General features: G+C 38.1%; 11 protein-coding genes. 7 read left to right on the top strand and 4 right to left on the bottom strand.

Going from position 1 to position 16,902, the window contains the following annotated elements:
• Positions 1-7 precede the first annotated feature (7 nt).
• The 7 genes from glmS to HLH14_RS11635 all read left to right on the top strand — a co-directional run bounded on the left by glmS (position 8) and on the right by HLH14_RS11635 (position 11,973).
• Positions 8-1,846 (top strand): glutamine--fructose-6-phosphate transaminase (isomerizing), encoded by a 1,839-nt coding sequence (gene glmS / locus HLH14_RS11605; RefSeq protein WP_171533102.1) that lies wholly within the window; start codon positions 8-10, stop codon positions 1,844-1,846.
• An 804-nt stretch (positions 1,847-2,650) separates the two neighbouring features.
• Positions 2,651-3,454, top strand: coding sequence for a TnsA endonuclease C-terminal domain-containing protein (locus HLH14_RS11610; RefSeq protein ID WP_131271082.1), 804 nt, complete (start codon positions 2,651-2,653; stop codon positions 3,452-3,454).
• Positions 3,441-5,561, top strand: a complete 2,121-nt coding sequence (locus HLH14_RS11615; RefSeq protein ID WP_171533103.1) for a Mu transposase C-terminal domain-containing protein — start codon at positions 3,441-3,443, stop codon at positions 5,559-5,561. Before HLH14_RS11610 ends, HLH14_RS11615 begins: the two co-directional genes overlap by 14 nt.
• The gene (locus HLH14_RS11620; protein ID WP_131271084.1) at positions 5,558-7,240 is read left to right on the top strand and encodes an AAA family ATPase; all 1,683 of its coding nucleotides are present in this window, start codon (positions 5,558-5,560) and stop codon (positions 7,238-7,240) included. The genes HLH14_RS11615 and HLH14_RS11620 overlap by 4 nt, the downstream gene beginning before the upstream one ends.
• Positions 7,241-7,266: 26 nt before the next feature.
• Complete coding sequence (locus tag HLH14_RS11625; RefSeq protein ID WP_131271085.1) at positions 7,267-8,808, top strand: TnsD family Tn7-like transposition protein; 1,542 nt, start codon at positions 7,267-7,269, stop codon at positions 8,806-8,808.
• Positions 8,801-10,393 carry a Tn7-like element transposition protein TnsE gene (locus HLH14_RS11630; protein ID WP_171533104.1) on the top strand — a complete coding sequence of 531 codons (1,593 nt, stop codon included), beginning with the start codon at positions 8,801-8,803 and terminating at the stop codon, positions 10,391-10,393. Before HLH14_RS11625 ends, HLH14_RS11630 begins: the two co-directional genes overlap by 8 nt.
• A gap of 209 nt (positions 10,394-10,602) precedes the next feature.
• Positions 10,603-11,973: a phosphohexomutase domain-containing protein gene (locus HLH14_RS11635; protein WP_067725777.1), complete on the top strand. Its 1,371-nt coding sequence runs from the start codon at positions 10,603-10,605 to the stop codon at positions 11,971-11,973.
• Positions 11,974-12,045: 72 nt separating this feature from the next.
• Here the strand turns inward: HLH14_RS11635 and galE are convergent, their stop codons facing one another.
• Genes galE through galU form a run of 4 tightly spaced genes read right to left on the bottom strand, consistent with a single transcriptional unit; the run spans position 12,046 to position 16,890 of the window.
• On the bottom strand, positions 12,046-13,062 hold the full coding sequence (gene galE, locus HLH14_RS11640) for a UDP-glucose 4-epimerase GalE (RefSeq protein ID WP_131271088.1): 1,017 nt from the start codon (positions 13,060-13,062) through the stop codon (positions 12,046-12,048).
• A complete protein-coding gene (gene pgi, locus HLH14_RS11645; protein WP_171533105.1) occupies positions 13,055-14,728 on the bottom strand; it encodes a glucose-6-phosphate isomerase in 1,674 nt (557 codons plus the stop codon). The genes galE and pgi overlap by 8 nt, the downstream gene beginning before the upstream one ends.
• A complete protein-coding gene (locus tag HLH14_RS11650) occupies positions 14,728-15,984 on the bottom strand; it encodes a nucleotide sugar dehydrogenase (RefSeq protein ID WP_171533106.1) in 1,257 nt (418 codons plus the stop codon). Before HLH14_RS11650 ends, pgi begins: the two co-directional genes overlap by 1 nt.
• Before the next feature lie 30 nt (positions 15,985-16,014).
• Positions 16,015-16,890 carry a UTP--glucose-1-phosphate uridylyltransferase GalU gene (galU, locus tag HLH14_RS11655; RefSeq protein ID WP_171533107.1) on the bottom strand — a complete coding sequence of 292 codons (876 nt, stop codon included), beginning with the start codon at positions 16,888-16,890 and terminating at the stop codon, positions 16,015-16,017.
• Positions 16,891-16,902 lie beyond the last annotated feature (12 nt).

Here is a 16,902-nt window from a genome sequence, read left to right on the forward strand (position 1 = left end):
TTTAAATATGTGCGGAATTGTCGGTGGCGTTGCTGAACGTAATATTAGCAATATTTTAATTGAAGGCTTAAAACGCCTGGAATACCGTGGCTATGATTCGGCAGGTCTGGCGCTGATTAATGGCGGCCATGTACTGCGTGAACGCCGTGTTGGTAAAGTCGTCAACTTGGAACAGGCAGTAGCAGAAGCTGATATTCAAGGTTCACTCGGTATTGCCCATACTCGTTGGGCAACGCATGGTAAACCAACTGAAGATAATGCTCATCCACATATTTCAGGCACGGTGGCTGTTGTTCATAACGGCATCATCGAAAACTATCAAGAACTTAAAGATGATCTAGAAGCACTCGGTTATGTATTTACTTCACAAACCGATACCGAAGTTGTCGCACATTTAGTCAATGATGCATTGAAATCGACTTCTAGCCTTTTAACTGCAGTACAACAAGTTGTTCCGCAACTCAAAGGTGCTTATGCACTCGGGATTGTACATACCGATCATCCTGATGAACTCATTACCGTGCGTGAAGGTTCACCTTTGGTGATTGGTGTCGGGATTGGTGAAAACTTTATCAGTTCAGATCAGCTAGCTTTACTTCCAATTACCAACCGCTTTATTTACCTTGAAGAAGGTGATATTGCACGTTTAACCCGTAATAGCATTGAAGTATTTGTAAATGGTCAATTGGTTGAGCGTCCTGTTAAAGAATTAGATGCGACTGTGAGCAATTCATCGAAAGGTGAATACAAACACTACATGCTCAAAGAAATTTATGAGCAACCAGAAGCGATTCAACAAACCATTTCCCAAGCATTAAACGGAAATGTTTTACGTGAAGATTTTTTAAAAAATGCTGTGGTTGATTTTGAAAAAATTCAACAAGTACAAATCATTGCCTGTGGTACTAGCTACCATGCCGGCATGATCGCAAAATACTGGTTCGAACAACTGATTGATTTACCTTGCCAGGTTGAAATTGCCAGTGAATTCCGCTATCGCACCCCGGTGATTGTGAATAACACACTCTATGTGTGTATTTCTCAATCAGGTGAAACTGCCGATACTTTGGCTGCGCTTCGTGACACACAAAAACGTGCTGCTGCAAAAAACCTAAACATTGCCACCCTGACCATTTGTAATGTTGCAACCTCTTCAATGATTCGTGAAACCAACCATAGTTTACTCACTTTGGCTGGGCCAGAAATTGGGGTTGCCTCGACTAAAGCCTTCACTACTCAACTTGCAGCACTTATGCTGTTGGTTTTAAAAATTGGTCAAGTGAAACAAAGTATTAGCGATGAAAAAACCAGCGCGATCATTACTGATTTATGGCATACACCAAAAGTAATTTTAGACACCCTGCAAAAAGATAAAGATATTTTGCGTTTATCTGAATTGTTTGTAGAAAAACAACACTGCCTATTCCTCGGTCGTGGTACAGAGTTTCCTATTGCACTTGAAGGCGCTTTAAAACTGAAAGAAATTTCATACATCCACGCTGAAGGTTATGCTGCAGGTGAACTCAAACATGGCCCATTAGCTCTAGTTGATAATGACATGCCTGTGGTGATTCTTGCCCCTCAAGATGACATGCTAGATAAACTCAAATCCAATATGGAAGAAGTTCAAGCCCGTGGTGGTGAGTTATTTGTTTTTGCTGATGAAAACAGTGGCATTAAAGAAAAAGACCGTCAACACGTGGTACATGTCCCAAGTATCAGCCCGATCCTTGCTCCAATTGTTTACAGTATCCCGGTGCAACTATTGTCCTACCATGTCGCGGTATTACGTGGAACCGACGTCGATCAGCCACGTAACTTGGCGAAATCGGTCACCGTAGAATAAAGATTTAATATATAAAAGGCTGATGTGTTCGTATAATTAAGTTCATATCAAATAATTAAGTTTAGATTTAATTATTTTAGTTTGTATATTGATAAAGTAAGCAAACAGCAAATCAAACCCTTTAGGTATGGTAGTTCTCTGCCAAATCTAAAGGGTTTTTTAATATAATGCAATCTAAATTAAAACCCATGCTACAAAAACAAATTTTTTATTAAAAATACAATATATTCAATAGCATATATCTACATAAAACTCTTATTTAACATTCAACAAGTATCAATTTTTTAAATTTCTCTTGAAAATATCATTCTTATTTCAGTTGATCTTTGCCTTTCCGATCAAAAAATCGTGTTTTATATTTTCAAATAATGAAAATATGAAAACAAACTTAATTTTGCTCATAATTTAATATATAAAATTTAAATACAAACTTAATTTTAAAATTAAAAAATAATGAATGAAAAATATCAATAACTTAAGATAAAAAATTAGACAAACTTAATTAAATTCCCATAATTAGGCATAATATTTGGTCATAAAAGTATAATTATATTAGGAAGGAACTATGCTCACTAAGACGTGTTGTGGATGATTTAGCCTATCAATAATGTTTCCAAAGTCTAATAATTGAGTATTAAAATACTCAATTAAAACTTAAGTTATTAAATTATATGAATAATAGAATTAAAATTATAAAATTTTGTTTGTATATAAATATATTTAAGTTTGTATATTTTTGCCAAATACAAAATTAGCTCCCTTCAGATATGATGAATTATCAACCAAAACTCACAGGTCTTCTGTATGGCAAAAATTATAAAAAACTATGAAGAATTAGTAACGGAAGGGTATGGCCAAGGCCATGGACGCGATTATAAACCTTGTAAAACTGTTCAAAACTTCAGTTCAATTGGTCGCTCTCACAGAGTACAAGGCCGTGTCAGTAAACGTCTTCATCACTTATTTTCTGATCTAGAGCTATCCACTTTTTTACTACTTGATTGGAATCAGAAAGTTACAGATATTCGCGAACATTATCCTTTAGATATCTATGATCTTAACTCTATCTGTTCTCGTTATCGGATGAAAAAGGTATCGGTTGATTATATACCGTTTACCCTATCTTCAGATTTTTTAGTTGATTTTGGCAAGTTTCCTATAGCACTTGACACTCTTTACAGCAAAGATCTGAATAAAGCTCATATTATTGAGTCATTAGAAATTAAACGTCGCTACTGGGAAGAAGAGCACAATACGCCTTTCAAACTGATTACTGAAAAAGACATTCCTGCTACGGTACTAGAGAACATTAAATGGCTGTATGTAGAAAAAAGTGATCTTGAAATAACAAATCATATGATTGATCAAGCAATTTATTTTATGGAAGAAATTAGCCAATATCCTCAAAGCACATTGATCCTCTTCTGTAACCATATTGACCAAACTCAAAAAATGGGTATCGGAACGACGCTCGCATTGTTTAGAAAACTATTTGCACTGCGAATACTGCAATTTAATCTAGAAATTTCATACTTGGAGCTTAAACTCTCTGATATTCATGCAAGTAATTTGCTCCAGAATGAGAATACAGTCCATGCAACTAATTAATTCAGTTTACCTATTGAATTCAACACAATACCGAATACTCAAATTCCTACCTCAATATACGGTATGGATTGCTATTGATAATAAAAATGCATTCCCTGAACTCATTTTGTCCAAGGAAATTCAAACTCTCTCAGATGATCAAAGCCTAATACCAGCACAAGATCCTTATGAATACTTAAAACGATTAAACTTGAGTGAAGATTCTATTCAACTCAAAAAAAGAGATGAAAACTTTTCGATTATTCAAGATCTAATTAATGATGAACACGTGCTTATCAATGCAAAAATTAGGACAGCAAGAATAAAAACTATACATCTGGAAAAAGAGGTATCAATTAATAAAATTTTACGACTCCTGAGACGTTACTGGCAGCGTGGTCAAACTATAAATGCTTTGGTACCGGACTATGAAAACTCAGGTGGAAAAGGCCAAAAAAGAGTTATAGGTAATAAAAAGATTGGCAGACCACGCATCTATGAAGCGAGTGAAGGTAAGAATGTCACTGAACAGGTTGAATTGTATTTTAAGAAAGCTATCGAAGAGTATTTAGTACCCGTCAAAAAACAATCCATTAACGAAACTTATCTTCGGTTTAAAAATTCATTTTCTAAGCACTTTCATCAAGTGCAAGCCGCAGATATTCCAACGTATGCTCAATTCTATTATTTTTATAATACGCGATACAGAAATAAGAACAATTCCAAGGAAATTCTGACGAATCAGAAAACACTGAAAGATCACAAACCTCTGACTTCAACAGCAACCAAGCAAGCAAATGGTCCTGGTGCACGTTATGAGATAGATTCAACAATTGCTGATATCTACCTTGTATCATCACGAGATCCATCACAGATTATTGGCAGACCTACCGTATATATTGTTATCGATGTATTCAGCCGGATGATTACTGGGCTTTATGTCGGTATGGAAAACAGTTCATTTAACACAGCCATACAATGCCTCAGCGTCGCAATCCAAGATAAAGTGACATTCTGTCAGAGTTACGGCTTGCAAATACAACCGGAAGACTGGCCTATTTATGGTTTACCTAGCGCCATACTTGCAGACCGCGGTGAACTAATTGGCTATCAAATTGAACTTCTTGAAAAAAACTTTTCTGTTCGAATTGAAAATGCGCCACCGTATCGAAGCGATGCCAAAGGTATTGTGGAGAGGGCTTTCGGAATTATTCAGTCACGCTTTAAATCCTACGATAATATCGGTGTTGTTTCTGGATTCAAGGAAAAAAAGAAAGGCGGACATGATTATCGACTAGAAGCTTGTCTGACTTTGGAAGAGTTCAGAAAAATCATATTAAGCTGCATCTTATTACGCAATAATTTTGATGTTTTGACGAAATATGATCGCAGTGCCGATATGCCGACTGATCTGCCTTCTATACCCCTTAAACTCTGGCAGTGGGGCCTACAGCACCGTACTGGGATGTTGAGACAAGTGGATAACAAATCACTATATGTTGGCTTGCTACCTAGGATCGATGCCTCCTTAAGTGACAAAGGACTTAAAGTCAAAGGATTAGTCTATCAATGTCTGGAAATGCATCAACAAGGCTGGTTTATTCGTAACACGACCAAATCCCGCCCGAAAAAGTTGCGGATTGGTTTTGACCCATACTCAGTAAATACCATTTATGTTTTTTTTGATGAAAATAAATTGGAATACTGGGAAGCCCACTTAAGTGATGCATCACGTCAATATCAGCATCTGACCTGGTGGGAAGCTGAACAAATTCAAAAAGCAATCAAAACTGTTGAAAAACAGCATTCGCAACTAAAGTCTGTAGCCATCAGTGAATTGCAGGATTTTACTGACAAAATCATTCATGCAGCACAGAGTCGGCAGGCTCAAGTAGGAGTTCACCAACTTTCTAAAGCACAACGTACTCGGGATATCCGTCAGAATAAACAAGAAGCTATCCAAGTGGAACGTGCGGAACATCTCCAGAACAGACCCAGCAATTCTATCCGGACTATCCATCCCAACCAAGACAATTCTCAAATATCCCAATCTGACAGCAGCAATCTGGATTTGACCAGTCAACCAGACTTAATGAGACAATTATTTGAAGAGGACGATGAAGAATGAATAATAATGAAATAGTAGTTAATACATCGATACAAGACATCTATGGGGATAATCCTCTCATTACTAAATTACCGCCTATCCTTGATACGAAATCAGTCATTAAACACCTACGAGGAAAACTGAAATTTATTCCAGAGCAGCGTTTTTTACCCCAACCAGAAAGAATCCATCTGATTGCTCAGCTGCCTCATGATTTTTTTCAACCACTAACCAAACATCTATCACTGGAACAAAAAATTTCTATCATGATCCGGCAAGGTTACGTGAGTAGAAACATCAATAATGGTGATAGACAAAGGCATTTGCACGCCGCTTTTCAACAACTTGAACCATCGAATGAAAGTTCTTACCGCTATGCACCTCCAGAATCAACTGCGACCAGCATGTCAATTATAGGATGCTCAGGAAGCGGAAAAACAACGACGATGAACAAGATTTTGCGTTATTACCCACAAGTGATTGGGCATAAAGAGCTAGGATTAAAACAAATTGTTTTCCTTAAAATTGATTGCCCGCATGACAGCTCTTTAAAAAACTTATGTTCAAACTTTTTTAGAGCAGTAGATTTAGCGTTAGGAGATACTAACTTCGAGCATCGTTTCACCAGAAGCCGCTTAAATGTGAATGCCATGCTGCAACAGATGAAAATTATCGCAAATAATTATTCTATTGGACTTTTAATCATTGATGAAATCCAGCATTTGAATACAAAAAAATCTGGCGGGGCTGAGATCATTCTTAATTTCTTTGTCACGCTGGTGAATGTGGCATCGATCCCTATCGTGATGATTGGGACACCTAAAGCCAATGAAATCCTGCAAGAAGACTTAAGGTCAGCTAGACGCAGTGCAGGATTAGGCTCTTTAATCTGGGAACCTATGCGCAATGAAGCGCCTATTCCCGATCCTGGCGACCCTGATCAAATGATCATTTCTGAATGGTATGCCTTTACCAACAAGCTGTGGCAATATCAATGGGTTCAACAACCAGCTGAACTGACCGATGAATTAAGAAACACTTGGTATTATTATACGCAGGGTATTCCAGATCTAGTGGTTAAGCTGTTCTGTCTGGTACAAATTCACGCCATCACCATCGGCCTGGAAAAAATCACCTCAGAATTATTTAAAAAGGTCTATGAAGAACAATTACAGCCAGTCCACGACATTTTAGATGCACTGCGTTCAGGCAATCCCGCACGTATTGCACGGTATTCTGACCTAACCATCCCTCAAGTTCAAATTAAAGAATATATTGAAAAACAACGCTTTAAATCTGAATTAAAAATGAAAAAACAGCATAAAGATTTAGGACCGCATTATTCTACCCTCATTGGTATGCTGACAGCCTTAGGTCACCCGGCTGCTACAATAGAACCGTATGTTACTTCTACATTAAAACGATATCCAAACGAAAAATTACAGGTACTTCTCCAGCATATTTTAGAGATATTAGATAGCTCTTCCACTGAAGATGAACCTGGACAAGATCAGACTATGACTCCAGTAAAGAAGCCAAGAGCATCACGTAAAGTGATGAAAGCAGAGGAATGGAAGAGTACTGAAGCGAATGATTTACGAAATTTTTTCAGTCAAGCACAAGAACAGGAAGTAGATGTCTATGAGCTATTAAAATCATCTCACTATTTGTTTGATCCTACTCGCCCCATTTTACATTAAGCACAAAAAATGGAGAGCACGTTATCATGATTTCGAATTTCCCCACCCCATATCCGGATGAATTGATTTATAGTGTAATTGCACGTTATGCCGTTCACCATGGAGTTCTGAGTCCAAAATATCTCACGGAAGAATTATTCAACAACAGGAATTTGACTCCAACTTATGATTTACCCTCTCATCTAGACAGGTTAGCCAGTTATTTACCAGATCAATATAATGCGCTTACTTTGATCAGGCAGCACACTCTACTACCAATTTTTCAATTATTTCAGCCTTATACAGTGATGCGTTATGCTGTGCAAGCATTGCGGAGTGAGCAATACCAATCATTGCATACCAAATTAGGAAAAAATGCATCGCGGATCAAATCTGTGACTTTTTTTCGATTTTGTCCAGATTGCTGGCAAGAACAGATGGAGCAATATGGGGAAGTTTACTGGAAGCGCCGCTGGCAGATTACTGGATTCGAGTATTGTACAAAGCATCAGCAACCTCTTTTTGTGAGTTCTATCCCTTGTAATGGACTAGACCGAAAGTTTTATGTTGCTCATTTAAATGCTCTTGAAGATTCTTCACAACTTGCATTTAGTCCTCAGGACTTAAATCACCATATCGAGCTTTCAGGACTGATCGAAGAGCTACTCGCTCATTCGACATACGTTAGTGTGCAAGATTTTTCTACTTTATCAGATGCTTATTTTCTGATTTTAAAAAATAGGGACTTACTATCAGGTCGTAAAAACATCCACTACGAAAAAGCTCGTCAATTAGTCATAGATTACTGGGGCGAAAGTTTGCTTGCATATTATCAATTAGCAGATTTAGATAGTGAAAACTGCTGGCTGAAAAATATATTAAGAAAACATCGTAAAGCATTTTCTTATCTTGAGCATCTCATCGTATTAAAAGCTCTTGTTCCAGAGAAAAATCCGATTGAAACATATAAACAATATATTGACCTAGCATCACTGGATCTAGAGGAAGCCGCCGCAACAGTATGTATTGATAATAAAGTAGATCAAACGTTATCTGAGGACCAAAAACGATGGACAACATTAATTCAGAAACATTCTGCTAAACAGGCACGTCAATGTGATTCAGCCTTGTACGCTCGCCTATACCGTAATAATAAAGATTGGATATTACTGACAAATAAATCTGCAGTAATATTACCCTCTTCTCTTTCCAAGCCACGTGTAGATTGGAAAGAGAGAGATCGACAGTTTGTTAAACAACTCATCAAAATACGGAATGAATTATTAGAAGATCTCGAATCACCTCAATGGACAAAAAAGTTTTTTATTAGACAACTTGGTTCAGTGAGTATGATTGAAAAAAACTGGAATTTTTTCCCATTGACTGCAGCATTTCTAGATCGTTACGCTGAGTCCATAGATTGCTATCAAATACGTCGCATGACTCGAACATTTATTCGCCAAAATATTGAAGATAAATGTTATCCACCGAGTGTTTTTTTACGTCAATCAGGATTAAGTGAGCAGCGATTAACGCCAGAAGCACGTCGATTTTTTAATAATATTTGGGAAGAAATAAAAAATGAGTGATTGTTCAACCGACTTTTTACCGAATGATATGATTTACTATACTGCGACAAAAATTAGTCGACGTGGTCAAACTCGGTTTGATATTGATACTCGCTTGTTTAATCCTATTATTAACCGATCCATTCAGCTTAAATTACCGATTGAAAGTATTCTTCTTTATTACTATAACACTCCAATTGCTAATCACTATCCAAAGAAGTTATTTGACCATACACTTAAAGCAGTAGATTTTTCAGCGCTCAACGCTTTGGATTCATCCGAGAACTGTAATCAAAAAATTCATACTGGTCGGTTATGTTTTGAATTTAATTATGATTCACCTATATTAAATAAAAGTATTACGATTCTTTTACCTAAGCTCATTCTTGCTAGAGATCTATTTTTTTCACACCCTTATCTTTTACGTGCAGCACTTTTTGCAGAAAATTATTCAACCGATATTTTAGTGGATAGGAGTGATGAAAAGGCTATTCATATTACTATCGCACAAAACAAAAAAATTATGAAAGCAGATATCTCTGATCCTCATTTTTTAAAGAAACTCGCTTTAATTTTATTACAGCCTGATTTAAATAAGGCCTTCCTTAGTATTTATCAGAAAACAATTATTGATCAAAAAGGCGCTAAAAGTTTTAATTTTGACATGGAAGCTCCTAATATCAGAAATATTGATCTAACAGTAGATGGAATTTATGATCAAGAAACAGGTATTTACAGAATTGAGCGTATCACATCTTTCAAACATTTGGATACAGCTATCAACCGCCCTATTCAATTTCATTTCACTTCAAAAAAAATAATACAACAGGTCAAAAATGCTCAAGGGCAAGGTTCAAATAAACCAAAACCAGCGAGTCAACCTAAAGAGAAATTGAATAAAAATGCTGAGGCAGATACCGATAAGCTACTGGCCAAGCTAAGAAACCTACCTGGAGAAATTTATACGATAGAAGAATTAAAAATTTCTTTAGAGACACTTCCCGCTGAAACTGTAGTACGTAAAAGACGAAAGCAAATGGATAAAGATCAAAATCAAGAAGAAGGATTTGCTGGTGGAGAAGGAGATATAGAGGGTACAGTGCCTGGATTTACAACAGAATCAGAAATTCAACTAGAGCGAGTCACTCATAAAGACTTGATTAAACTACTGGAACAAATTGAGAAAAAAGGATATAAAACCAAAGAAATCAAGAACTCACCTTTTAAAAAATATAAACGTTTCAGAGGGCATAAGTTTGCAAACAATCAATTACGCTACTTTTATGTCTATAAAATTTTAAATATAGAAAATAATCATCAATTTTATTTGTGTGAAATTGATACTTCAGATGGTAAAAAAAATATCTCTACCTTATTACTCCCATATGAAGAAGAAACTCAACGATTAATTGAGATAGATTTGGAAATATTAAATAATTCGATACTGTCTCAATCACTCAGTTGGCCTAAAAAGTTTCTATCTGAAGTGAGAGGTATTACTGCAATAACTACAATTAATCATCCTTCAAAAAAGGAAGAAGTAGAAGATGTAAATTATTATGCTGACTGGGCGGAGCGGATCTTAGCAAAGGTAAAATCAATATAAATTTTATGAAGAGCTAAGGTAATCCCCCCTAGAAATAACAGCATGCTGAAGTACTAAACTTTAAAAATTAGATGAAATAGTACTCTATACACTTAAACATCTATTTTTAAAGAAGATATAAAATTTAAACAGTAACTTAGCATAGAGGAACTATTTTCCTCCTATAATTATACTTCCTTCACTTCTCAGGAATTATGTAGAGAATTCAGATGACACAACTCACTTGTTTTAAAGCCTATGACATTCGCGGCAAACTCGGCACTGAACTGAATGAAGACATTGCCTATAAAGTTGGGCGTGCTTATGGACAGATCTATCAACCGAAAACCGTGGTGATTGGCTGTGACATCCGCCTTAGCAGTGAAGGTTTAAAACAGGCCACCATTCGCGGTTTAAATGATGCCGGGGTCAATGTTCTAGATCTGGGCATGACCGGCACTGAAGAAGTTTATTTCGGCGCATTTCATCTCGATGTTCAAGGTGGAATTGAAGTAACGGCTAGCCATAATCCGATGGATTATAATGGTATGAAACTGGTACGCGAAAATGCGCGCCCAATCAGTGCCGATACCGGTCTTAAAGAAATCCAGGCTTTAGCAGAATCAGGTAAATTTATTGAAGTCACCCACAAAGGCCGTACTGAAAAATACAATATTCTGCCTGAGTTTATTGATCACCTGATGACTTATATTGATCCGGCAAAAATCCGTCCGATGAAACTGGTGATGAATGCCGGTAATGGGGCTGCAGGTCATGTGGTCGATGCGATTGAACAAAAATTTCAACAGCTGCAGATTCCGGTTGAATTTATCAAAATTCATAATGAAGCCGATGGCAATTTTCCGAACGGGATTCCCAACCCGATTTTAATTGAAAACCGTGACAGCACCCGTAATGCGGTGATTGAACATGGCGCGGATATGGGGATTGCCTGGGATGGTGACTTTGATCGCTGTTTCCTGTTTGATGAAAAAGGCCAGTTTATTGAAGGCTATTATATTGTTGGTCTTTTGGCTCAAGCCTTCTTACTGAAACAATCGGGTGAAAAAATTGTACATGATCCACGTCTGGTCTGGAATACGCTGGATATCGTGGAACAATACCAAGGGATCACCGTTCAGTCGAAGTCAGGCCATGCCTTTATTAAAGATGTGATGCGTGAACACAATGCGGCCTATGGCGGTGAAATGAGTGCCCATCACTATTTCCGTGACTTTGCCTACTGCGACAGCGGCATGATTCCGTGGTTATTGGCGTTATCAGTCTTGTCTGAAACCCAGAAACCATTGTCTAGCCTTGTAGAAGAAATGATCGCCAAATTCCCTTGCTCGGGTGAAATCAATTTCAAAGTATCCGATACTCAGGAAACAATTCAAAAGATTTTCGATCACTATGCCGATCAAAAACCTGCAATTGATCAAACGGATGGCGTCAGCCTGGATTTTGGTGCCTGGCGTGTCAATGTGCGGGCTTCAAATACCGAACCACTCTTACGTTTAAATATCGAAAGCCGTCGTGATCAAAATCCACGACCGATGCAAGACTATGTGGATGAGTTAACTCAGCTGATCCAGAGTTAATACTGCTGTATCACGTACAATAAAAATGGGAGCAATTTTGCTCCCATTTTTATTCATACAAATTCAAGCATTTTAGCGATAGCCATTCGGATTTTGCTTCTGCCAGTTCCAGCTGTCGGCAAGCATGTCTTCCAAGCCGTATTGTGGATGCCAACCCAGTTCTGTAACTGCACGTGCATTATCGGCAAATGATGTTGCAACATCACCCTCTCGACGTGGCGAAAATTCAAATTTGACGGGTACACCATTTACTTTTTCAAAAGTATTTTTAACCTGAAGCACAGATGAACCATTGCCTGTTCCAATATTCCAGGCACGACAACCTTGTGCCCCAAGACGGTTATTCAGGGCACATAAATGAGCATTGGCCAGATCGACCACGTGAATATAATCCCGCACACCAGTGCCATCGATGGTGTCATAATCCTGGCCAAAAATAGACAGCTTTTCACGACGACCTACTGCCACCTGGGTCACAAATGGCATTAAATTATTTGGAATTCCTTGCGGATCTTCACCAATTTGCCCACTTTTATGTGCACCAACCGGATTGAAATAACGTAATAAAGCAATCGACCAACGCTTATCGGAGATCGCTAATTTCTCTAATAACTGTTCAACAATCAGTTTAGTATAACCATAATTATTACTCGGCATACCCGTCGGCATATCTTCATTCAATGGTGAAAGGTGGTTATCACCATACACCGTTGCCGATGAGCTAAAAACCAGATTAAAAACCTGAGCACGCTGCATGGCCTGAACCAGACTGATTGAACCTGAAATATTATTTTCAAAATACTTCAGCGGAATCTGCTGGCTTTCACCTACCGCTTTTAACCCTGCAAAATGAATCACCGCATCAATATCATGTGTTTGAAAAATTTGAGCCAAAATTTGCTGATCTAAAATATCACCTTCTACAAAGTCTAAATTTTTAGAAGTTAAAGTTTTTACACGTGTTAAAGACTCTTCAGAACTATTGGATAAATTATCTAAAACAACAACTTCATGCCCGGCATTTAATAATTCAACACAAGTATGCGAGCCAATATAGCCTGCCCCACCGGTGACTAAAACTTTAGACATGATCCTTTCCCTTTAAAATACGAATTAAGCCTTGTGTAGAAGCATCTAATTTCGATAAATCTGTTTGTTCACCATTTAAAATCGGCAACAGCTGATCGGCAATTTGCTTGCCCTTTTCAACGCCCCATTGATCAAATGGGTTGATATTCCAGAGTACAGACTGCACGAATACTTTGTGCTCATACATCGCAATCAGCATGCCTAAACTATATGGATTGAGCTCTTGCATCAAAATGGTCGAGCTTGGCTGATTACCGCTATATTGCTTGTAGGCAGGCAGGTCCTTCAACTCCTGCTCATTTAAGGCCTGGTTACCAAATGCCAGTAAACGTGATTGTGCCAAGCAGTTTGATAATGCCAAATAATGTTGTTCAATCAACGCATCTGCATTGTCGACATAGGTAAACTGATTGCCGTTATAACGATTCACTGGGGCAATAAAATCACTACTTACAGATTGAGTTCCCTGATGCAGCAGTTGATAAAATGCATGTTGTGCATTTGGTCCTACTTCACCCCAAACAATTGGACAAGTATCCCATTCGACTTTCTCGCCATTACGTTGAATCGACTTGCCATTTGACTCCATTTCCAGCTGTTGTAAATAAGATGCGAAGTATTTTAAACGGCCATCATAAGGCAATACTGCATGGGTTTGGATATCGAGAAAATTATTATTCCAGGCACCCAACAGTCCCATGAGCACAGGAATATTTTTTTCAAGCGGTGCAGTCTGGAAATGTTGATCTATTGCATAAGCGCCTGCCAGCAATTGCTTAAATCCATTTACACCTACGGTTAAGGCAATAGGCAGACCAATACATGACCAGAGTGAATAGCGACCACCGACCCAATCCCAAAGCAAGAATTGATTTTCAGGCGCAATTCCCCATTCGGTCATTTTTTCAGGTTTTGTCGAAACGCCAATAAAATGGTGCTTGAGGACCTGATTATGTTCGCCCAATGCTTTTTCCAGCCACAAACGCGCGGTTTGTGCATTGGATAATGTATCAATCGTGCTAAACGACTTTGATGAAATAATGAACAAGGTGGTTTCAGGGCGAAGTTTATGCAACAAGTCTGAAAGTTGGCTACCATCAATGGTCGATACAAAATGCGTATTTAGTGGTTTTTGTGTGGCTTTTTTAAAGTCAGATAAGGCATGACTGACCATCATCGGTCCAAGATCCGACCCCCCGACTCCAATATTGACCAGATCCTGAATGACTTCACCCGTTGCACCGCGACATTGACCCTCATGAATTTTATTGACCAGATCAAACATCCGCTCTAACTGTTCATGGACCTGACCTGCAATTTCAGGATGTTCGACATCCTGCCGAGGCAAGCGTAATGCCCAATGCATGGCTGCACGCTGTTCTGTATAGTTAATTTCTTCAGACGAAAATAAGCGTTTAATCCACGATGTCAGGTCTTGTGCATGTGCCCACTGAACTAATGCCTTAATTACTTTCTGGTCGACCCGATGTTTACTAAAATCATAAACAATCGGCTCTAAAGCCACAGAAAAATGCTGAAATCGGTCCGTATCTTGTGCAAATAGTTCAATTAGATGTTTAGATTCAAATTCATTTTTTAATGTATTTAACTGAGTAATGACTGAACTTAAATCCTCTACAGGATAAGGATGAATCTGCCCGATCATTATCGTCCTACTCCCATATAAGCGAAGCCTTGAGCTTTCACATAACTTGGGTCATAAATATTACGACCATCTAAAATTAAAGGATGCTGCATGGTTTGAAGCAGTTTCTTGTAATCTGGACTCCAGTATTGCTTCCACGCAGTCAGTAAACACAACGCATGGCTGTCTTTTACAGCTTCATATTGATCTGTACAATAAATCAGGTCTTCACGATGACCATATATTTTTTCAATTTCAGCGAGGGCTTGAGGATCATGTAATTTAACCTTAACCCCTTGTGCCCATAAGGCATTCAGCATGACATGAACAGGCGATTGTTGAATACGAGAGGTGTTTTCCTTAAAGGCAGCCCCCCAAATGGCGACGGTTTTCCCGTTCAAGTCACCATGAAAATAGTTCCATAATTTTCTAAATAAAAGTTCTTTTTGCTGTTGGTTAATTTCCCAAACTTGAGCCAGCAACTGACTTTTAACCCCCGTACCAGAAACCGTATTGGCCAAAGTCATAATATCGTGTGAGAAATTTTCCCCACCAAAGCCGGCACTCGGATACAAATAAGAAGCGCCAATACGACTATCTGCAGCCATACCCTGACGGACATGCTCAATATCAATACCTAGTTTTTCTGCAACTACAGCCAAGTCATTAATATAGCTAATGCGCGTTGCTAACATGCCTGAAATACTCAGCTTGGTAAACTCAGCATCTAAAACAGGCATAAACAGATACTGTTGCTGGCGGGGAAATAAGGGACGTAACAATTCCCGGACTTTGTTTTGAACTTCAGATTGCGTACAGCCGACAATCAGCTGCTCGGCTTGCGTCATACTGGGTAGTGCATTACCTTCCTGAATCATATCAGGTAAATACACCCACTCATCTTGAGCAAGAATATGTTGAAAATTTTCAGTACTATGTAGCCCCAAAGTTGAAGCATTGATCATCAATTTGGGATGAATAATTGGCCGTTGTTTTAGCTCGTTTAGAAGTTCGATGCCTTGGGCTTCTTCAGCAGGGCTTAAACTAAAAAAATAAACATCGATATCTAAAGAAATTTCATTGAAGTTGCAGTATTGAAGAAATCCATTTTTTGCTTGTTTTTCCAATAAATGCTTAACTGCTTCATCTTGTGCATAGGCTTGTTCTGATGATGATTTTTTTAATACATCACACCAATAAACATGATGTCCACACTCTGCCAATAAAGCTGTCATTACACCTGCATAAAGGGTTTGTCCAAATACCGCAACTTTCATAGAAGCTCCTAGCTTTATAATTTTATAGTTTTATAGTTTTAATTCTTTGATTAACCCTTTAAATGTATCACCTAATTGAGGATGATCAATACCATAATGAAGCACTGCTTTTAAATAACCAATTTTGCTCCCACAATCGAAGGTTTGACCTTTCATACGATAGGCTTCAACAGTTTCTGTTTCCTGAAGCAGGGCAATAGCATCGGTCAGTTGAATTTCATTACCAGCACCTTTTGGTGTATTTTCAAGTAATTTCATAATTTTTGCAGGCAAAACATAGCGACCAACCACTGAAAGATTGGATGGTGCTGTACCTATTGCAGGCTTTTCAACAATACCCTGCATCACGATACTTTCACCTTCATTCGGTGAATGCTTAACGTCAACAATTCCATATTGATCCACCAGACGATCAGGAACCGCTTCCACCATAATTTGCGATGCTTGAGTGTCATTAAAACGCTGAATCATCAGGCTTAAGTCATTTGGAGTATCAGAATCTTTCACCAACACATCTGGAAGCAATACAGCAAAGTCATCTTCACCAATCACTGCTTTAGCGCAAAGAACAGCATGCCCTAAACCCAGCGGTTGAGGTTGACGAACACTAATCACACTGACATGCAGTGGTAAAATTTCAGTAATTTCTTTGAGCAAATCAAATTTCTTTTTATTTTCTAATATGGTTTCAAGTTCAAAGTTACGATCAAAATAATTTTCAATGGAAGCTTTTGAAGAATGCGTCACCAGAATAATTTGTTCAATCCCTGCCGCAACTGCCTCGCGGACTACATATTCAATTGCAGGACGGTCAACAACCGTAACCATTTCTTTGGGAATCGACTTACTTGCGGGTAAAAAACGTGTGCCTAATCCAGCAACAGGGAGAATCGCTTTTTTGATCATCATCATACCTAA

It is taken from the genome of Acinetobacter terrae (assembly GCF_013004375.1).
Lineage (GTDB): Bacteria > Pseudomonadota > Gammaproteobacteria > Pseudomonadales > Moraxellaceae > Acinetobacter > Acinetobacter terrae.